The organism is Pseudomonas sp. Nvir (assembly GCF_963778085.1).
Lineage (GTDB): Bacteria > Pseudomonadota > Gammaproteobacteria > Pseudomonadales > Pseudomonadaceae > Aquipseudomonas > Aquipseudomonas juntendi.
In genome coordinates, this window is the sequence record NZ_OY970405.1 from 3,162,065 (window position 1) to 3,181,095 (window position 19,031).

Here is a 19,031-nt window from a genome sequence, read left to right on the forward strand (position 1 = left end):
CATAGACGCTGCTGATGAAAATTTTAACCAAGAGTGACCTGTTAGCCCTCGGCTTCATGACCTTTGCGCTGTTTGTTGGCGCTGGAAATATCATCTTCCCGCCGCTGATCGGACTGAATGTCGGCGAACAAGTATGGCCTGCTGCCGCAGGCTACTTCATCACTGGCGTCTGCCTGCCAGTGCTTACGATAATCGCGCTGGCACGCTTCGAGGGCTCGATGGAAACGCTTTGCAAACCGCTCGGAACAGTGGCTGCGCGCGCCTTGGCGATCATCTGCTTCCTGTGCATTGGGCCTCTGTTCGCAATGCCACGCACCGCTACGGTCTCCTTCGAGATCGGTGTAGCACCTTGGTTAGGCGACAGCACCAATCACCTGATCGTCTACAGCGCACTTTATTTTTCCCTGGTGATGTTGGTGTCACTCTTTCCAGGTCGGTTACTGGATACAATCGGTCGCGGCCTTGCGCCTGTGAAGGTGGCCGCGCTGGCAATTCTGGGCATCGGCGCATTTATCTGGACAGCGGGGCCTCCAGGCCCGGCCCTATTCCCTTATGACAGTCAAGCACTCACCAAGGGCTTCAACGAGGGGTATCTGACGATGGATACCTTGGCCTCGCTGGTATTCGGGGGCGTGGTGGTCAATGCATTGAAACACCGAGGTGTATACGCTCCGCGCCTGCTGTTCAAGTACAGTGTGATCGCCGCAATAATCGCTGGCATAGGGCTGACGCTGGTGTACGCCAGCTTGTTCGAATTGGGCGCCCACGCCAGAGGGTTCAGCACAGAAGCCAAAAATGGAGCGGTGGTACTCAATGCCTACATGGAGCATACCTATGGCGCTGTAGGCTATTGGCTACTGGCCTTTTTGATCACCATTGCCTGCCTCGTAACGGCCATCGGCTTGACCACTGCCTGCGCCGAGGCATTCAGCCAGTTTCTTCCCATTGGGTACAGGCCACTGGCATTGATTCTTGCTAGCCTCGCGTTTGCCATCTCGAACGTGGGCCTGACTCAACTGATTGCGATTTCAGTGCCCGTTCTGACCGCCATTCACCCGCTATGCATCGCAATCATTCTACTCAGCCTGATAAACCACAGGTTGCGTAACCCGGCCCGGGTGATGGCCCCGGTTGCAACATCCGCTTTGTGCTTCGGTATTCTCGACGCGCTTACCGTTGCAGGTGTGAAACTTCCGTTACTGCAGCACCTGGCAAGCGGTCTACCGCTCGCAAGCTCCCAACTGGGCTGGTTGGCACCCACGTTCGCCATTTTCTGTGCAATGTGGATCTACGATTTACTCAAGGGAGCTTCCACAGCGGAAAGGCCGGTATCGAAATCGACTTGATCGAACAGTACTACATAGGCTCAGGCGGTTGTGTGCGAGATAAAAATGCACTTGAGAGAGCTCTGGCACCGTACCTTTGCGTGGGCGCAAGCCGCGAAACTGGAGCCACACCATGGACCGCATTGGCATAACCAGAGAACCGTGCAATGTATCGCTTTCTCAGGTCGGCACAACGATAGGGAAAGCAGAGAGTGACTAGACCCAGTAGCTATACACTCCCTGCCCGGCATGTTGAACAAAGATGCCTGATGCTCGGCCCTACCCAGCCTGAGCAATGCCGCGCTTAGCAACGCGAGAAATCCGCGCTCCGGCCAAAAAGCAGGCTCGCACGCACGCCAGCCCGCGGGAGTTGCACCCGCATGAATTTTGAATAACCGGACGAAGAAACTGACATTCTCATAACCCACCTCATAGGCAATCGCCTTGACCGACATACCGGTTGCCAATAACAGCTTCTTGGCCTTGTCGATACGAACCCTCTGCACATAAACGGTCGGTGAAAGTCCGGTCGCCTGTTGGAAGCGGCGCTTCAGCGTGCGCTCGGTCAGACCTGCCTCGGCCCCCATGCGCGAGATGCTTAGCTGCTCCACATAATGCACCTCAATCCAGTCCTGCAATCGCAATATTGCTTCATCACAATGGTTGCGACGCCCCGGCAGTATCGGGGCGAGCCGCTCGGGTGCAGACACCAGCAGATGAGTGGCGCACAGCTGCGAAAACCTGTCGCCGCAATCGTGGGCCAGAATCGCCAGCAAGGCATCGAATCCGCCGTTCAAGGTCCCAGTGCTCCAGATTGCCTCAGCCTGCAGATACGACTGCTGGGGAATGAACTGGCAGTCCGGGTAGCGCTTCTTCAGCTCGCGCACGTAAGCCCAATGCGTGGCCAGTGCCTGTTGCTCGCCAAGCCGCAAAGCGGCAACAAAGCACACACCAGTGGTCATTGCCAACAAGCGGGCACCGTTACGCAGGTTGGCACTCAACCAGGCCAGCACCTCAGGTTCTGGCGTGAAGCCCGCAGCAAGCCTTGGCCCTTCGACAGGAGGAATTACCAGCAGATCATGACTGCAGTCCGCCGCAACGGTTGCCTGCACTCTGATCGAGTGGCCACCGGCCGCCAGAACCTCCGAACCGTCGGCGGAGACCACTTCGACCACGTATTGCTCAGGAAGGCCGAGATGCCGCTCAAGCAGAGCAGCGATTCGAAAAAAGTCTGTCACGGCAAACACACCCATGGCCCAGCATCCGTCGTAGGCCAAGATTGCAACCTTTCTCATATGCCTCCGTTGGCCCGATCAGACTATCGAAAGACCCTTTAGAACACCGATTTAGCGAATGTTCAAGATTACGCTATGGGTATTCGCACGACTGTCATCTTACGGAGAACCGCAATAATGCAAGCAGTGAGCACCGGGTCGCCAGACCATTTCGCCGCACTACTCGGAGTCGAGTGGCTGCACAGCAGTTTCGATCAAGCGGTGTGCCGTCTCTTAATCAGTCAGCACCACCGCAATGCTCTGGGCGGGATCCATGGGGGGGTGATTTTCTCGCTAGCCGACATAGCCTTCGCGGCTGCCTGTAACGCTAGCTCGGCGGTGTACATCGGACTACAGGCGGAGGTGCGTTACATGGCCAAGGCCGAAGGCGGTGTGCTGGTCGCCACTGCCGACCTGATGGGTAGCTCTAAAAAGATGGCTCACTACCAAGTGTTGATAACCGACCATCTGAACAACCGCGTCGCGCTGTTTAGCGCCTCTGCCTATCGACTCAGTCACGGATGAAGTACGACATGCCCTGGGTACCATAGAATGTGAAGAACGTAGCCTGGCAAGGTCGGTAGAGCAGTTTGCCACACGACGAAACTCAGTACTGACCACTTTGAGCTTTTTGGGAAAGAACAGCCAATGCTGGAAACATTTTTCAAAATGCCCCTCACTTTCACGCACCTGCCGACTCAAAATTTGATCTGAACAGGCGCACCTCTTCTTGCAGCCACTGGCGCAGTACTCGAACCCGGTAGCTATTGTGCAACGGCTCCGGACAGACGAACCAATATTGCAAGGAGCTGACGACATCGACCTCGAACAGTCTGACCAGGTTGCCACTGAGTATTTCCTGCATGGCCAATGATCGGCGCACAAGCCCTATTCCCTGGCCATCTACGGTCGCCTGCAATTGCTGCGAAGCATCCTGATACAGCACCCCGCGGCAAGGTTCAGGCTGGCCAGGCAAGCCGGCCTGGGCAAACCAGTCGTTCCACATCGAGTAGTCATTGCGCAATAGCGTTGCCTGCGTCAGCTGTTCGACCGAGTTAGGAAGCCGGCCGCCGTTATAGGTCGGCGCGCAGGCGGGAAAGAAGGCTTCCTCTAGCAGTGGCTCGACGAAGGACCACATCGACATCATCACGGTTGAAATCCGTTACCACATGCGTGGATTGCAACTCGACATCCAGTTCAGGGTAGCGCTCGATGAAACGCCCGATGCGTGGCATTAACCAGCGCGCAGCAAACGACGGTAGCAAGCTGATCACAAGACGACGCTCCCGACCCCCAGACCGAACCTGATCGGTCGCAATCGCAATTGACATCAGCGCGGATCGAACTTGGTCAGCGTAGCGGCGCCCAGCCTCGGTCAGCTCAAGGCGTTTTCCTTCCCGCCTGAACAGCTTCGTGCCCAGCTCCGCTTCGAGCGCACGTATCTGATGGCTGATCGCGCTGTGGGTCACGAACAGCTCCTCCGCCGCGCGTGAAAAGCTTTGCCTGCGCGCTGCTGCCTCCAGTGCCCTCAAAGCGCCCAGGTTGGGTAGCTTGCGAAAATCCATGGAAAGTCAGCCCTTATACAATGCGTCGGGTTGGCAATACTCAACGTCAAATTTTTCTCACAAGACTGCAAATACTTGTCGTTTTGTTAGCAATACACCGACCTTTAATATCGAACATACGATTATTTTTCCAAAGAATAATCAATAGTCAACCTTGAACTCCTCTCACCATCCGACTCACCCACCAGCCACGCCGCTGGGCGCCTACACCGGGAGCATCCGAACTGTGGACATCATTCCCCCTCCGTGCCGTTGGGGCATCCTTGGCTCTGCCAGCATCGCCATGAAGAACTGGCACGCACTGCTCAACGCTGGCAACTGCCGGATCATCGCCGTCGCCAGCCGCTCGCGGGCGAACGCCCATCGCTTCATCGAGATGTGCCAAGCATCGGCGCCTACGGGCTACCCGGTCGACGCAGTAGAGGGCTATGCCCCCCTGCTTGAAAGGGATGACATCGATGCCGTCTATATACCCCTGCCCACGGCAGTCCGCGCAGAGTGGGCGATCAAGGCGGCACAGGCCGGCAAGCACATCGTGATCGAGAAGCCATGTGGGGTGAACGCCGCCGAGCTGCAGCGCATCCTCGACACGGCAGAGCAATACGGCGTGCAAATCATGGACGGCACCATGCTTCAACATTCCTCTCGGCTTGCTGCAATCCGCGAGGCGCTGAGTGACGAGGAGCAGTTCGGTGAGATACGCCGGATTACCAGCCACTTCAGTTTCATGGGTGACCCCGCCTGGGTAGAGCGCAACCGTGCACTGGAGCCGGCGGGCTGCCTGGGTGATGTCGGCTGGTACAACATCCGCCTGACTCTCAATACGATGGACAACAGCATGCCGAGGGCGGTGCGCGGCAAAATGCTACAGGGCGTCGCTCGGCTGGACGGAGGGATGACGCCTACCGAATTCGAGGGCGAATTGATGTTCGACAATGGGGTCACGGCCACGCTGTACAACGCCTTCAACACCAGCCGCCAGCAGTGGGCCGTCATCAGCGGTACGCGTGGCTACCTGCACATCAAGGACTTCGTATTGCCTCACTACGGTAACGAAGTGTCTTTCGTACTGGGCAATGACCGTTTCGAGGGCCGTGGGTGCTTTTTCAATCTGGAGCGTCACGAGCGCACTGTGGCTTTGCCCGAGTACAGCAACAACCACCCTAGTGTTCAGGAGAGTCAGCTGTACCGCGCGTTCGCCGAGCTTGTGCTGACCGGCAAGCGGGATGCTTTCTGGCCACGGATCATGCTGCAGACCCAGCGCATCCTCGATGCCTTGCTGGCCTCGGCCAATGCCGGCGGTGCGACAATCAGGCTTTCCTGAGCCTCATGCTGGCGTGCCTTCCAAGTGCGTGTAATGCACATCGAAAGCCTTGTCGGTGATGAAAAGGAAGGTCACGTCGTTTTCCGCTTGCGCACCGTGATACATGGTCGTGCCCTCGGGGAACCAAACAAAGCTCCCAGGTCCGAACTCGCCTTGCGAAGTGACGAGCACACCGTCCAGAACGTACATGCCGTGGGCACAGCTGTGCCAATGTGACTGATTGACGAAGCCTGCCGGGTAGCGGACCTTGGAGATGGTCATCCCGCCTCCGGCATCAGCCAACAGTGGCTTGGCAAGAATCGACGCGGCGAGCTCAGGTACGGGCAGCGATTGCCAACCCACTTGATTGGTGTCGATAGCGAAAGTTTCGTCGGTATTCATCTGGTACTCCGTGATGTCGTTGAATGCGGCGCGTGGCCATTTATCAGATCGCGCAAGCGCCACCTATGCACTCGGCGTCCGCCTCGATGGCGTGTTCCAAGGCTCGCTCGAATACCTGAACTGACTGCGCACCACTGACCACTTGCCCGCCGATATCAATCTGCGGAACGCTGCGCACCCCCTTGACTCGCGCCATAACCTCCTCGGCACGAACTTCTTGGGCACCGGCGTCACTCGCCAGGTACGCCGCAGCTTCCCCGCGGTCGAGCCCATTGCCCGCTGCGATATCGACCAGCACCTGAGCATCAGTGATATCGCGCCCCTGCTCGAAGTACGCCGAAAAGATCGCCCCGGCCATTGTGCTGGCGACGTTTTTGCTTGCAGCCAGGCGCATCAAGCGGTGCGCAAGGTAGGTATTGGGTGTGCGCTCGATGGCGGCATAATCGAATGCGATACCGTCAGCTTGCGCAGTCTGAGCTGTCTGCGTATCCATGGCCTGACTACGCTCCCAACTGCCAAACTTGTTGGTGCGATAGGTCTGACGATCCATCCCCCGCTCTGGCATGTCGGGGTTCAGCTCGAAAGGTACCCAACGAATATCCGCCTCTACGTCCTCGGGCAGCGTGGCGAGGGCCTCTGCCAGGCGTCGCTCCGCCACAAAGCACCAAGGGCAGATGAAGTCAGAAGTGATTTCTATGGCAAGTTTCATTGCACTCTCCTAAATGACGTGATCTAGAAGAGATGCTGACAGAGGCACTACAAACCGTTAACCCCGCGCCATTCGCACTCTGCGTTGCGTTTTACGCATAAATGCCTGCGCATAATGCAGAGAAAGGGGGGCGTCATTGCGACGCCCCGCCACTGACTACTTGATTACGATCGGATTGACCGGTGCACCCGTTCCTCCAACCACCTTCAACGGCGCAGCGGTGTACAGGAATGTCCACTGCCCGTCTTCGGCACAATCGGCGGCTAGCGGGTCCAATTGAGCGATCTCGGTCAGTGTGATGCCCAGATTACGCATCAAGGCATTGTGCAGCGGCAATGCCACGCCCGACACAGGGTCGACGGTCACCTCGTTGGCAATGGTGTCGGTCACGATGTTGGGGATTTCCATATCCTGGAACCATTGCACAAGCTCCGGGCTGTAGGTCAGTCCAGGCTCGATGAAGTCCTTGTAGAACTCTTCGCTGTCGCGGTAATAAAAAGAGCCGATCCATCCGGTACGGATGAGCAGGATATCGCGCCTCTGGATCTCGACCCCTTGGGCGGCTGCGGCCTTCATCAAGTCTTCGTGGTTGAAGGTTTCTCCAGGTGCCAGCACCTGCTTGCCGCGATAGCGTGCAATGTCGATCAGAATCCCCCGTCCTACCACGCCCTTTTCCCCGATCGGTGCGACGCTGGCCTTGGCTAGTCCACCAATGGTGGTGTCTGCATCGTAGCCGTTCCAGATCTGATCGTCGTACCACACATGGCCAAGTGCATCGTATTGCGTCGAGCCCTGCAGATGGAAAAACATCACATCGTCCGCGTACTCGTAACACCCGGGAAAGTGGGGCCCTTTGCCACAGTTGTAGTGTCCTCGGTCCATGATGTTCATGCGCCGCGCTGGGGTGCGCCCAGGCCAGACCGGGTCGCCCTTCTCGTCACCAATTCGCACCTGCAGAGTAAAGGTCTTGCCTTGCCGGACCTGACTGATGCCTTGCAGCACTTCCTGGGCAGTGAGGTAATTCAGGCAGCCGACTTCATCATCAGGCCCCCACTTGCCCCAGTTACGCGGAGCATCTTTGAGCAGTTCACGTACGTGAGGTACTTTTTTGTCGGACATGATTGTTCTCGTTTGTTGTTGTAACCATCAATCTAATAAACAGCGTCTCAATTCATGTTGCACGCGCTGCGGCGGACCAGCGAACGGTCATAGCGTTTGAACCAGCCGGTTGTTTCCCGGGTGAACAATGCCGTCAAGAGCGCTGCAACGAACATCAGCGCCGAGATGAACACCAAGGCGAAGTGATAACCCGCAGACTGTTCGAAACCACCCCCTGCACCGATGAACAATCCGATCAGCAACGGCCCGAAGCCACCGGCATAAATGCCCGCGTTGACCACCGAGCCCGCTAGGCCAGTGGTGCCGGGCTTGGCAGAGTCGAATGCAATTGCGTAGAGGAGCGTGTAAGGTGCATTCATGGCGAAGCCGGCGAACAGCTGCACGCCTATCAGCCAACCGAGGCTGACCGAGGTGTAGCGGAACAGATACATACCCACCCCCAGCCAGAGAAAGACAATGACCAGGCTCAGCTTTCGACCGATTCGGTCCGACAACCATCCCCAGAGGATCTGACCGATCCCGCCCGTGATAGTGAAGAGCACCGAGTACGCCGCCGCTTGGGCGAAGTTGTAATGCGCGACGAACGCCAAGTATTGTGGTAACCAGAAACTGATGCCGAAGTAGCCGACAATCGCGAACATCGAGATCAGGGCAACCACGCTGATATTGGGGTTTCGTAGAACATCTTTGAGCGCCCCCTTTTGTACGGCTGCAGGTGTGTCGCTCAGGCTTGGTGCGGTTTCACCCGCAGCGGCGACGTGAGCGGTAAACTTGCGGTAGCGCGCGGCCGTGCTGAACTTCCAATACAAGGTGAAGACAATGATCATGGGAATCGGGAACAGCAAGAATGCATAACGCCAGTTCTCCGGACCATAGGCATTCAACAACGCGCTGATCGCCACGCCACCGATCAGCGTGCCCCATGGGTAGCCCGTGTGGTGAAGACCCAGTGCAAAACCGCGACGCTCCTTGGACCACCACTCGGCCAGCGAGGTAACCTCCACGGCCTCGCCTACCCCGCCAAATGCGTGAGACATGATCTGCAGGAATACCAGCACGCCCAACGAGGCGGTGAGGAAGTTGAATCCAGTCAGAAACGTAAACAGCGTATAGGCGAAAACGATCGGCAAGTGACGATACTTGCGCCGCCAGCCATGCCCGCCTTTGTCCACCCAGACCATCAGGGGTACCGCGAGCAACGAAGTCGAAATGGTGATTACCGCTGCTAGTAGCCCAGCCATTTCGGCACTGGTCTTGAACTCGGTGGTAATCGAAGGTAACACCATGAAAAACAGATGCCGCGAATTGGCATCCAATGCATACACCAGCCAGAGCAACAACATCGCGCCCCAGGAGATAGCGCCAGCGCCATGTATTTTTTTCGTCGAAAGGCCAACAGCCGATTGAGGGTCGCGGCGAAGTTCCATAAGAAAGCTCCGATATCTGATTATTGTTCTTTGTTGGCTTGCCGGCCCGCCCTTGCATCTAGGTGCATGAGCTTTTTATCTGTCGCCCGTGATGCACGACAACGAGTGCGCAAGCTTATGTCGAGAGGCATGCGCACCGCATCGCTGCCAGGCGCAAACCCGCTTTGCCTGTGCGGCACGGCAGATTGGCAAGTTAATTGCCTAAAAACGGATTCGAACCCGTCACGATCGAGTTACTGCCCAGCCGTATGACAGGCCTGACGGCCTGCCATACGTCAAGTCAACTATGGGCGGCCGTCCTCCAGGATCAGATCAGCCGCTCGTTCCGCGACGGCCATCACTGCGCCTTGGATGTTCCCCGAAACCATGGAAGGCATGACCGAGGCATCGACCACCCGTACCCCTGATAAACCGTGCACCCTCAAGCGCGAGTCAACGACTGCGGCCGAGTCTTCGCCCATACGGCAGGTACCAAGGGGGTGGTAGATGGTCTGCCCGGTCTTACGGGCAAATTCCAACCATTGGTCATCTGTCTGAGCATCGAACCCTGGACTGGTTTCCTCTTCGACGAAGCGAGCCATTGCCGGCTGCATGACAATGCGACGCGCGATTTTCATGCCTTCAACAATGCACCGCTGATCCTCCGGTGCGGCCAGCATGTTGGGACGGATAGCCGGCATTGCGTTGCGGTCACTACTTTCGATATGCACCGAGCCCATGGACTTGGGCCGCAACTGACTGACACCGATCGTCATGCCTGGATGCTTGTCCAATACCCGATTCGCCGCGTTGGCGTAGCTGGCATGTACAAAGAAATACTGGATATCCGGTGTAGGCAAGCTGGGATCGGTCTTGACGAATCCATGCACCAGGCCAGTGCCCAGGGTCAGAATGCCGGTTCGTCGAGTGAAGTATTCGCTCACCGCCAGCCCTAACCGCCAGCCACGCGCCAGCTCATTCAGGGTCACCACCCCCTTCATGCGCCAGTTCATGCGGGTCGCGAAGTGGTCGATGTAGTTCTCCCCCACCCCCGGCAATTCGTGCTTGAGCGGCACACCCGCAGCGCGCAGCACCTCAGCTTGGCCGATACCGGACAACTCCAGCAACTGAGGCGATTGGATAGCGCCCGCGCACAGGATGACCTCGGCGTTGGCTTTGACACTGACCTGGGTGCCATTGTGCACGTAAGTCACACCCGTGCAACGCTTGCCTTGCAAGTCGATTCGCAACACATGCGCATGCGTGGTGATGTGCAGATTCGCCCGCGCCCGCGCAGTTTTCAGGTAGCCGTCAACCACACTCCAGCGCCGCCCGGCCTTTTGCGCCACTTGGTAGTAACCAAAACCAGTCTGGTCACGACCGTTATAATCCGCGTTATAAGGTTGCCCATCCTGTGCGGCGGCCTCGAGAAACGCGGTGGACAGCGGGAAGCGCTCGCTGACCTGATGGATGTGCATTGGCCCCTGATGGCCTCGCGTCTCGTCCCCGGACGCATAATTTTCGATCTTTCTGAAGTACGGCTTCAGCGTCTCGAAGTTCCAGTCTTTGGCGCCGGTTTCTTCCCAGGCGTCATAGTCACCTGGCTGCCCGCGCACATAGATCATGCCGTTGATCAGTGTCGACCCCCCCAGGCCTTTTCCTCGTGGCACAGCAATCTCACGGTCGTAGGTTCCAGCTTCAGGTTTGGTCTTAAAGTCCCAGTTGAAACGCTTGTCTACCATCAGCTTGCTGAACCCGGCAGGGATCGGAATCCAGCGGCCATTGGGCTCGCCTCCGGCTTCCAGCACCAGCACACTGTGCTTGCCCGATGCGCTCAGGCGGTTGGCGAGGATGCAACCGGCAGTGCCGCCGCCGACAATGACATAGTCGTAACTATTCATGGCCTGCTCCCATTGCAGTGGCCATCAGTGCGATTTGACACTGCAGCATGGGCCGCCCCGGATGAACCCGACAACCGCGCTCGGCAGCGGCCGCCAGCAAGGGCGTCTGTTCCGGTTGCATGATGATTTCCGCCACAATCTGTCCCGAGCCCAGGCGCTGCACTTCGCACGGGTAATCGTCGGCCTCGCGCAGCCCCATGGATGTGGCGTTGACCACCAGGTCATGCCCGGAAGGATCTTGCGCCCCCACCCCGAATGCCACATCAGGGAAAAGTCCAGTGAGGCGATTCACCAATTGCTGAGCCTTGGCCTCAGTACGGTTGGCAATTGTCAGCTTCGCCACCCCGGCTTCGGCTAGCGCGAAGGCAATCGCTTGCGCGGCGCCGCCAGCTCCCGCCATGTAGACCGTCAAGCCGCTAGGCTCGATCGCCGCGCTGCGCAGCCCGGCGACAAAACCTACACCGTCGAGGATATCGCCATGGAGTCGGCCGTCGGCATCTCGACGTACGACATTGACCGCACCAACCTGGCGAGCAGCCGGTGACAGGCTGTCACACAACGCCACGATGGCGCTCTTGTGGGGAACCGTCACCACAAAACCGTCCAGGTTCTGCATCGCCCGCAGGCCATCCACTGCTAAGGCGAGTTGCTCCGGGCCAACATGAATTGGCACCATCACCCGATCATGCCCCCGTGCCTGCATGAATGCGTTCATATCTTCCGGTGTCTTCACGTGCAGAATCGGGTCAGCAAGAATGGCAAAGAGCCGTGTTTCGCCGGTGATTTTTGGGGATTTCGAAGGTTCGTGCATAGAACTCATGCCTGCGTGTACGTGGTCTTGATGGCGGTATAAAACTCGCGAGCGTATGGGCCTTGCTCTCGGGCACCGTAGCTGGAGCCTTTGCGCCCGCCAAACGGGGCGTTGTAATCGACACCTGCCGTCGGCACATTGACCATGACCATGCCGGCCGTGGAACGGGCCTTGAAGTCACTCGCATGCTTGAGCGACGTGGTGCAAATGCCGGACGACAGCCCAAATTCGGTATCGTTGGCCAGGCGCAGTGCATCATCGTAATCCCTGGCGCGAACTACACTGGCCACAGGGCCGAACACCTCTTCGCGGTTGATCCGCATATGATTTTCGGTGTCGACGATCAGTGCCGGAGTCAGGTAGTAACCCTGAGTCGCACGCTCTACCCGTTCGCCACCGAACACCAGACGCCCACCCTCGCGGGTGGCAATGTCGATGTAATCGCAATCCTGCTGCAGCTGACTTGCGGAGACGACCGGGCCAATGTCGGTCCCGGCCATGATGGCGTTGTCGACCTTGAGCGCAGCGAGCCGCTCGACGACCGCAGCGACGAAACGATCGTGAACGGCGTCCTCGACAATGAAACGACTTGATGCGGTACAACGCTGACCGGTCGAGAAGAACGCGCCCTGCACCGCCACCTCGACGGCTTGCTCGAGGTTGGCATCATTGAGTATCACCAGCGGGTTCTTGCCACCCATCTCGAGCTGAACTTTGGCGCCGCGTGCCATACATTCGAGACCGACCGAGCGACCGGTCTGGGTGGAGCCGGTGAACGAGAGCGCCCTGACCTTGGGGTGCTTGGCGAAAACGTCACCGACCTGAGAGCCTGGCCCCATGACCAGGTTGAAGACGCCCGCCGGCAACTGGCCCGCACGGCTGATGATCTCCGCCAGCGCCCAGGCACTTCCCGGTACCAGGTCAGCCGGTTTGAACACCACCGCGTTGCCGTAGGCCAACGCCGGTGCAATTTTCCACGCGGGGATGGCAATGGGGAAGTTCCAGGGGGTAATGATACCCACGACGCCTTCGGGTTCCCGGCGTACGTCGGCTTCGACACCGGGACGGATACTGGCCAGCCGCTCCCCTGACAGACGCAGGGCCTCGCCCGCGAAAAACTTGAACACCCTGCCAGCACGGGTCGCTTCACCGATCCCCTCGACGAGCGTCTTGCCCTCTTCACGGGAAAGCAGCATGCCGAGTTCTTCTTTGCGCGCGAGGATCTCGGAGCCGATGCGGTCCAAGGCGTCGCCACGCTGCTCCGCGCTCATCCGGGCCCATGCAGGCTGCGCATCATACGCTGCCTCGACGGCCTGCTCAGCCTGCCGTGCATCAGCCCTGGCGTATTCGCCAACGGTATCGGTGGTATCTGACGGGTTGATGTTGCGATTGATACTCGCACCCTCGACCCACTGGCCAGCAATGTAGTTCTTGTTCATAGCCTATCCCGATTTACAAAGTGTCTGGACTATTGCTACCGGCTGATGCAAAACACTCAGCCGGGCAGTGGAGACACCTTAATCGAACAGGCCGCGGGCGGGGTGTGACGTCACGGCAAAGAGGGTTTTCCTGGATTTCACAGCAAGGGCCAAAACCATGGGCATGAGCCGCGAGCTGTCGATCTGCCGGAGCCTACGCTTGTTACTGATTTGCCTGCGTGCGTAGTGTCGGGTAATCGGTATACCCTTCATCGGTGCCACCATAGACACCCACATCACGCGCAGTTTCCAGCGGAGCACCGATACGCAAACGCTCCACGAGGTCGGGGTTGGATATATAGGCGCGGCCAAAGGCAACCGCATCGATCAATCCCTTTTCGATCAGGGCTTCGGCTTTGTCGGCGGTATAGGCTCCCGCCGCAACGATAACGCCTGGCCACGCCTGGCGAACACGCTCACGGAAGCTGTCGGTAAACGAGGCGCCGCCGACCCAGTCGGGCTCTGATATGTGCAGGTACGCCAGCTTGCGCTTGGCCAACTCGCGAATGAAATACAGCGCGTCTTCTTCTTGGTCGGCCGAATTATCAACCCCATTAAACCGCCCCAAGGGATAGATACGCATACCGATTCGGTCCGCACTCCAATTTTCAATCGCCGCATCCACCGCCTCCAAGGCAAAGCGAGTCCGGTTTTCCACGCTGCCCCCATACCGATCACTCCGATGATTCGAAGAGGGTGACAAAAACTGATGGATCAGATAACCATGCGCACCATGCAGTTCGATCAGGTCAAATTCCGCAGCACGTGCACTGGCAGCTGCTTGACCGAAATCGGCTACGATCTGGCCAATCTCTTCGATGGACAGTTCCCGGGGCATCTCTGCTGCTACCGTGTAGGTCTCCCCGTTCTCGTCGCGAAGGTGTACTCGGGTGTGACCGACACAAGCGGAAGGCGCTACAGGCACGGCATTATTGGGCCGCAAAGAGCGATGGGAGACACGGCCAGTATGCCAAACCTGCACGGCACTCAAGCCGCCACACTGGTGAATCCTTTGATTTATATTGCGCCAAGCATCGATCTGCGCAGGAGTATGTACGCCCGGAGCCCCGGCCCAGCCCTTGGCATCGAACGAGATCTGGGTGGCTTCAGTAATAATCAAGCCGGCGCTAGCGCGCTGAGCGTAGTAAAGCCCCATCGTTGCAGTGGGCAGATCGCCAGGTTCAATGCTGCGCGCTCGTGTCATAGGCGCCATGAAAATACGATTGGCAGTGGTGACTGCGCCCATTGCAAGTGGCGTAAAAAGCTTCTTGAGTGTCATCTGCGAACTTGCTCCTGTAGAGATCCACGGCCCTCAACCCCTGAGGTACCAGAACTTTCTTAAGAAGCATACGGAAAACAATGAGGCCTCTTGGTCCCGTATCTCGGGACCCTTATTCCCCAAAATGGCCGACCAACGCTAAAACGTCCACGGATGTTCCACAATCCGCTGCTCAATTGCTTTGATAAAAGCTCTTATTCGGGGACTGACATTCTTGCGGTTGGGATAAATCAGGTAGATCGGCTGGGCAATCCGACTCCGATAATTCTCTAACACCGGCAACAAACGCCCGGCCTTCAGATCTTCACCAATATGAAAATCGGCAAGCCGCACGATACCGCCACCATTCAGCGCGAGTGAACGCAACAAGTCCCCCTGGGTAAAAGTCGAGCGAGGCTTGATGGGAACGATCGTCGTCTCTCCTGCGTGCTCGTACCTCCAGATGTTCCAGGGACTGTTGAATGCAAAGTGAAAGCAATCGTGTTGCAGCAGGTCACTGGGTGTCTCCGGCCGGCCGCGCCTCTCCAGATAGGATGGGGCGGCACAGGTTATCCAATGGGTCTCGCCAATACGCCTGGCAACACGCGACGAATCGGGCAGCACGCCACTATGAATGGCGATATCCAGGCCGTGATCGAACTGATCGACATATTGCGCACCCACTTCAATGACCACCGAAAGATCCGGGTGGCCAGCCAGAAAGTCTGGCAGCCAGGGAATGATCTGATGCTTGGCGAATGTGGCCATCGTATGGATTCGCAAGCTGCCACTGAGCCGCCCGGGGAAAAGTTCAGCGAGCGAGTCGGCTTCCGCCATGGCGTCCATGACCGCTCGCGCGCTGGTCAAGTAGACCGCCCCTTCCTCGGTCAACGTCAAGGTTCGACTGCCACGCTGGAACAGTCGCACCGACAGACGATCTTCCAGGCGCGTGATCAGCTTGCTGATTGCCGACGGCGACAGGTCATTGGCCCGAGCAGCAGCCGAGAAGCTCCGGTGCTCATAGGCCCACAAGAAGGCGAGCATCTGCGCATAGTTTTCTTTGTCCAAGATTCCCCCTGCTCAGGCGTTACTGAGGTCAGCCAAACCGACACGTGGACTGGCACTACTCTCCCGTGCAACCAGCGAGATATCCAGTTCGACAACCCGTTCAACTTCAACACCTTCTACCTGCGCGATCAGCATGTCGGCACTGAGTTGGCCGATCTCGAAGATAGGGATTCTGATCGAGGTCAACGAAGGCGATGCGATTGCACTGAAACTGATGTCGTCAAACCCTGTGATAGTCATATCTGCCGGCACGCTGATACCTAGGCGTTTAGCTTGCTCACAGGCTCCAAGCGCCAGCAGGTCTGTGGTGCAGATCAGCGCCGTCGGTGCCGGCTGCAGAGCTAGTACTTGCTCGAAACCAGCTCGCCCGCCCTCGAGACTGAACGGCTGCTCGATGATACGGTATTCAGGCACCTCGATACCCAGCGTGGCAAAGCGCTTACGCACCCCGTCAATACGGTACCTGGCACGTTCGTTGTGCCGCCGCTGGCCAGTCAGGATGGCCACGTCCCGATGACCAAGCGCAAGTACATGGTCCGCAATCAACTCGCCTCCCCGCAAATTGCTGAAACCCACCGCGCAGTGCTCACGACACTCATCTACCGACCACATCAAGACATACGGGCGCTGCGACCGGTGCAACAGTTCGAACACCACGGGATCATGGTCGGTGCCCACCAGGAAAATCCCCTCCACGCCTCTTTCAATGAAGTTGCGCACACTGGAAAGTTCACGTTCACGATCGTACTCGTGGGAGGCAATGATCAGCTGGTAGCCACTGTGATTCAGGCGCTGCTGCAGCGCCTGGATCGAGTCGGCATAGATCGGGTTGTTGAGCGTGGGGAAGATCGCAGCGACGCTGAAGGTACGCCGTAGCGCCAGAGCCCGCGCAGCGCCATCCATTACATACTGCAGCTGGCGCACAGCGGCATCGACCTTGGCGAGCGTGCTCGGTTTCACTTGGTCTGGGTTAGACAATGCACGAGAGGCGCTGCCCAGCGAAACGCCGGCTAGCCGTGCCACATCACGCAGCTTTGGTTTGTCGTTTTTTATCATGGTTAGGGTGACTCCTGCTTGACAGCAGTGTACCACCAGATTTAAAAATGAACCGGTTCATATCTGAACCAGGTCGTCCTGAATCAACAATAAGACCACAGCCATGCAGTCAACGCCTCATCCGGCGTTTTTTTTGACCGATGATTTGAACCGGTTCAAATCCTAGCAGCATGGTTGATACAACAGGAGGCAATACAATGAAAACAATGCCCTGGGCCATCAAAGGCCTTGCTGCCCTCACCCTGTCAACTTCGCTGGCAGCCCATGCCGACGTTCAGATCGGTGCGCTTTATCCACTCAGCGGAGCTCTGGCACTGCTTGGCGATGAAAGCTTCCGCGGCGTCGAGCTGGCCGTTGAGCAGCGCAATGCCGCCGGCGGCCTCAAAGGTGAACCCATCAAACTGATCAAGGCCGATGCGGTGGATGCCGCACAAGCGGTCAGCGCCGCCCGCCGGCTCACTTCCAGCGATAACGTTGCTGCGGTATTTGGCAGTTACTCTTCGGCGTTATCCTTCGCCGCCACGCAAGTTACCGAACTGGCCGGCGTTCCTTATTTCGAGCTCGGCGCAGTGGCCGACAACATCACCGACCGGGGACTTCAAAACGTTTATCGCAGCAATCCCACAGCTCGTAATTTCGCCGAAGGCACCATCACTGCCATCACTCAGCTGGTCGCCCCCCAATTGAAGGTCGAAGCCAAGAGCCTGAAAATCGCGATCATTCATGAGGACGCGCTGTATGGCACCACCATCGCCAACTTCCAGAAAGAGCTGGCGGCCAAAGCAGGACTGCAAGTGGTGGAGGTACTGCCTTACTCCGCCAAGGCCGTAGACCTGTCGTCGCTGATCCTGCGCCTGAAGGGTGCTGGAGCCGACGTGGTATTGCAAACCTCCTATCAGAACGACACCACGCTGTTCTTCCGACAGATCCGCGAAGCTGGCTTCGCGCCCAAAGCCATCATCGGTGCCGGTGGCGGATATTCCATGCAGGACACCGTCAAGGTGGTCGGCGCGCAGAACATCGAAGGCGTCCTGGACGTCGATTTCCCGCAGTTCCAGACCAACGAAGCCGGAGCCCCGGGTATCGCTGCCTTTGCCGAAGCCTATCGCGCACGCTACGGCAGCGAGCCGCGCTCCGGCCACAGCCTGATCAACTACGTCGGCGCCAAGGTGTTCCTCGATGCCATGGCCAACGCCAAATCGCTCGATGCCGATGACATCGGTGAAGCGGTGAAGACCATCGACATTCCGGTCGGTCAGACCGCGGCGAATATCGGCGCGAAATTCGCCGCCAATGGCCAGAACGAGCGGGCGCAAACCACCATCATGCAATGGCAACAGGGGGTACTGAAAACCGTGTACCCGCAAGCCGCCGCCGTAGCCCAGGCCACCCTGGCCATCCAGCCCTGACTCACACGCTGCACGCAGGCCCGTGCCATGTAAATGGTGCGTCGCCTGCGCATGAGGAACTTTCATGGATATCTTCCTGCAACTTCTGCTGAACGGCGTGTTGCTGGGTGGCACGCTTGCCATCATCAGCATCGGTCTGACGCTGATCTTCGGCATCGTCCGCGTAGTCAATTTCGCTCATGGCGAATTCTTGATGATCGGCATGTACGCGGTGTATTTGATGAACGCACATTTCGGCCTGCACCCCTACGCCACGATAATCCCCGCAGTGGCGCTGCTGTTTGTGCTGGGTGCGGGCATGCAGCGTTTCATCATCCAGCCGCTACTGGCCGCCGAAGGTCACATTCAGATTTTTGCTACGGTCGGTGTGTCAATCGCCCTGATGAACGCCGCGCTGATGGTGTTTGGCGCTGACGTCCTCACCGTGAATAACCCCAGCGGCCTGGGAGCAGGTAGCTTGTCGGTCGGCCCGCTACGGGCGAACACCGGTCAGTTGCTGACCTTCTTGGTGTCGCTGGCGCTGGTCGGCGGTCTGCACTGGTTTCTGCACAACACCTTTCTCGGCCGGGCCGTGCGGGCCACGGCACAGCACCGCAATGCTGCGCTGTTGATGGGGGTAAACGTTAACCGTATTTACATCTTTGCCTTCGGCCTGGGTTGTGCCTGCCTTGGGCTGGCGGCGGCAATGATCGCACCTCAGTACCCCGTCTTCCCTACCTTCGGCACATTCTTCGTCCTTACCGCCTTCGTCATCGTGGTCCTGGGTGGTCTTGGCAGCCTCTCCGGCGCCTTGGTCGGTTCGTTGCTGATCGGCATCGTCGACAGCCTGGCGGGTTACTACATCGCCCCTGACCTCAAGGAGGTCGTGTACTTCCTGATTTTCCTGGCGATCCTCATTTTCCGCCCCACCGGACTGTTCGGTGCCGGGCGCGGCTCAGAGTAGGAGC

Annotated in this window: 16 protein-coding genes and 1 pseudogene; 5 read left to right on the forward strand and 12 right to left on the reverse strand. The window is 58.1% G+C overall.

Features of this window, described 5'->3' with window-relative positions:
• Positions 1–14 precede the first annotated feature (14 nt).
• Positions 15–1,346, forward strand: coding sequence for a branched-chain amino acid transport system II carrier protein (gene brnQ / locus AACG97_RS15230; protein ID WP_047595558.1), 1,332 nt, complete (start codon positions 15–17; stop codon positions 1,344–1,346).
• Positions 1,347–1,366: 20 nt separating this feature from the next.
• Here brnQ and AACG97_RS15235 read toward each other — a convergent pair whose 3' ends face one another.
• Positions 1,367–2,602 (reverse strand): GlxA family transcriptional regulator, encoded by a 1,236-nt coding sequence (locus tag AACG97_RS15235; protein ID WP_225786220.1) that lies wholly within the window; start codon positions 2,600–2,602, stop codon positions 1,367–1,369.
• Positions 2,603–2,737: 135 nt separating this feature from the next.
• Here AACG97_RS15235 and AACG97_RS15240 point away from each other — a divergent pair, with 135 nt between their 5' ends.
• Positions 2,738–3,124, forward strand: coding sequence for a PaaI family thioesterase (locus tag AACG97_RS15240; protein ID WP_047595983.1), 387 nt, complete (start codon positions 2,738–2,740; stop codon positions 3,122–3,124).
• Between the two features lie 157 nt (positions 3,125–3,281).
• Here AACG97_RS15240 and gcvA read toward each other — a convergent pair.
• A pseudogene (gene gcvA, locus AACG97_RS28065) lies at positions 3,282–4,164 on the reverse strand (transcriptional regulator GcvA).
• Between the two features lie 226 nt (positions 4,165–4,390).
• On the opposite strand from gcvA, the gene AACG97_RS15255 reads away from it, so the two are divergent.
• Positions 4,391–5,488, forward strand: coding sequence for a Gfo/Idh/MocA family protein (locus AACG97_RS15255; protein ID WP_197884935.1), 1,098 nt, complete (start codon positions 4,391–4,393; stop codon positions 5,486–5,488).
• Between the two features lie 3 nt (positions 5,489–5,491).
• Here the strand turns inward: AACG97_RS15255 and AACG97_RS15260 are convergent, their stop codons facing one another.
• The 10 genes from AACG97_RS15260 to AACG97_RS15305 all read right to left on the reverse strand — a co-directional run bounded on the left by AACG97_RS15260 (position 5,492) and on the right by AACG97_RS15305 (position 16,675).
• Entirely contained in the window at positions 5,492–5,869 is a 378-nt protein-coding gene (locus AACG97_RS15260; protein ID WP_197884934.1) for a cupin domain-containing protein, read from the reverse strand.
• 43 nt (positions 5,870–5,912) lie between these two features.
• Positions 5,913–6,578 carry a DsbA family oxidoreductase gene (locus AACG97_RS15265; RefSeq protein WP_197884933.1) on the reverse strand — a complete coding sequence of 222 codons (666 nt, stop codon included), beginning with the start codon at positions 6,576–6,578 and terminating at the stop codon, positions 5,913–5,915.
• A 156-nt stretch (positions 6,579–6,734) separates the two neighbouring features.
• On the reverse strand, positions 6,735–7,697 hold the full coding sequence (locus AACG97_RS15270) for a cyclase family protein (protein WP_197884932.1): 963 nt from the start codon (positions 7,695–7,697) through the stop codon (positions 6,735–6,737).
• A gap of 47 nt (positions 7,698–7,744) precedes the next feature.
• Positions 7,745–9,124 (reverse strand): MFS transporter, encoded by a 1,380-nt coding sequence (locus tag AACG97_RS15275; protein WP_197884931.1) that lies wholly within the window; start codon positions 9,122–9,124, stop codon positions 7,745–7,747.
• Positions 9,125–9,408: 284 nt separating this feature from the next.
• Entirely contained in the window at positions 9,409–11,004 is a 1,596-nt protein-coding gene (locus AACG97_RS15280; protein ID WP_197884930.1) for a GMC family oxidoreductase, read from the reverse strand.
• Positions 10,997–11,815: a shikimate dehydrogenase family protein gene (locus AACG97_RS15285; protein ID WP_197884929.1), complete on the reverse strand. Its 819-nt coding sequence runs from the start codon at positions 11,813–11,815 to the stop codon at positions 10,997–10,999. Before AACG97_RS15285 ends, AACG97_RS15280 begins: the two co-directional genes overlap by 8 nt.
• A gap of 5 nt (positions 11,816–11,820) precedes the next feature.
• Complete coding sequence (locus AACG97_RS15290; RefSeq protein WP_047595551.1) at positions 11,821–13,254, reverse strand: aldehyde dehydrogenase family protein; 1,434 nt, start codon at positions 13,252–13,254, stop codon at positions 11,821–11,823.
• Positions 13,255–13,456: 202 nt separating this feature from the next.
• Entirely contained in the window at positions 13,457–14,572 is a 1,116-nt protein-coding gene (gene nemA / locus AACG97_RS15295; RefSeq protein ID WP_047595550.1) for an N-ethylmaleimide reductase, read from the reverse strand.
• Positions 14,573–14,710: 138 nt separating this feature from the next.
• Positions 14,711–15,595, reverse strand: coding sequence for a LysR family transcriptional regulator (locus tag AACG97_RS15300; protein WP_197884961.1), 885 nt, complete (start codon positions 15,593–15,595; stop codon positions 14,711–14,713).
• A gap of 36 nt (positions 15,596–15,631) precedes the next feature.
• Positions 15,632–16,675: a LacI family DNA-binding transcriptional regulator gene (locus AACG97_RS15305; protein ID WP_047595548.1), complete on the reverse strand. Its 1,044-nt coding sequence runs from the start codon at positions 16,673–16,675 to the stop codon at positions 15,632–15,634.
• 197 nt (positions 16,676–16,872) lie between these two features.
• On the opposite strand from AACG97_RS15305, the gene AACG97_RS15310 reads away from it, so the two are divergent.
• Both AACG97_RS15310 and AACG97_RS15315 read left to right on the forward strand, forming a co-directional pair.
• Positions 16,873–18,084, forward strand: a complete 1,212-nt coding sequence (locus AACG97_RS15310) for an ABC transporter substrate-binding protein (RefSeq protein WP_047595547.1) — start codon at positions 16,873–16,875, stop codon at positions 18,082–18,084.
• Between the two features lie 64 nt (positions 18,085–18,148).
• Entirely contained in the window at positions 18,149–19,027 is an 879-nt protein-coding gene (locus tag AACG97_RS15315; protein WP_047595546.1) for a branched-chain amino acid ABC transporter permease, read from the forward strand.
• Positions 19,028–19,031: the final 4 nt, after the last annotated feature.

Coding starts and splice junctions, on each gene's coding strand:
- brnQ (WP_047595558.1), top strand. CDS start 15: ATGAAAATTTTAACCAAGAGTGACCTGTTAGCCCTCGGCTTCATGACC.
- AACG97_RS15240 (WP_047595983.1), top strand. CDS start 2,738: ATGCAAGCAGTGAGCACCGGGTCGCCAGACCATTTCGCCGCACTACTC.
- AACG97_RS15260 (WP_197884934.1), bottom strand. CDS start 5,869: ATGAATACCGACGAAACTTTCGCTATCGACACCAATCAAGTGGGTTGG.
- AACG97_RS15265 (WP_197884933.1), bottom strand. CDS start 6,578: ATGAAACTTGCCATAGAAATCACTTCTGACTTCATCTGCCCTTGGTGC.
- AACG97_RS15270 (WP_197884932.1), bottom strand. CDS start 7,697: ATGTCCGACAAAAAAGTACCTCACGTACGTGAACTGCTCAAAGATGCT.
- AACG97_RS15275 (WP_197884931.1), bottom strand. CDS start 9,124: ATGGAACTTCGCCGCGACCCTCAATCGGCTGTTGGCCTTTCGACGAAA.
- AACG97_RS15280 (WP_197884930.1), bottom strand. CDS start 11,004: ATGAATAGTTACGACTATGTCATTGTCGGCGGCGGCACTGCCGGTTGC.
- AACG97_RS15285 (WP_197884929.1), bottom strand. CDS start 11,815: ATGCACGAACCTTCGAAATCCCCAAAAATCACCGGCGAAACACGGCTC.
- AACG97_RS15290 (WP_047595551.1), bottom strand. CDS start 13,254: ATGAACAAGAACTACATTGCTGGCCAGTGGGTCGAGGGTGCGAGTATC.
- nemA (WP_047595550.1), bottom strand. CDS start 14,572: ATGACACTCAAGAAGCTTTTTACGCCACTTGCAATGGGCGCAGTCACC.
- AACG97_RS15300 (WP_197884961.1), bottom strand. CDS start 15,595: ATGCTCGCCTTCTTGTGGGCCTATGAGCACCGGAGCTTCTCGGCTGCT.
- AACG97_RS15305 (WP_047595548.1), bottom strand. CDS start 16,675: ATGATAAAAAACGACAAACCAAAGCTGCGTGATGTGGCACGGCTAGCC.
- AACG97_RS15310 (WP_047595547.1), top strand. CDS start 16,873: ATGAAAACAATGCCCTGGGCCATCAAAGGCCTTGCTGCCCTCACCCTG.
- AACG97_RS15315 (WP_047595546.1), top strand. CDS start 18,149: ATGGATATCTTCCTGCAACTTCTGCTGAACGGCGTGTTGCTGGGTGGC.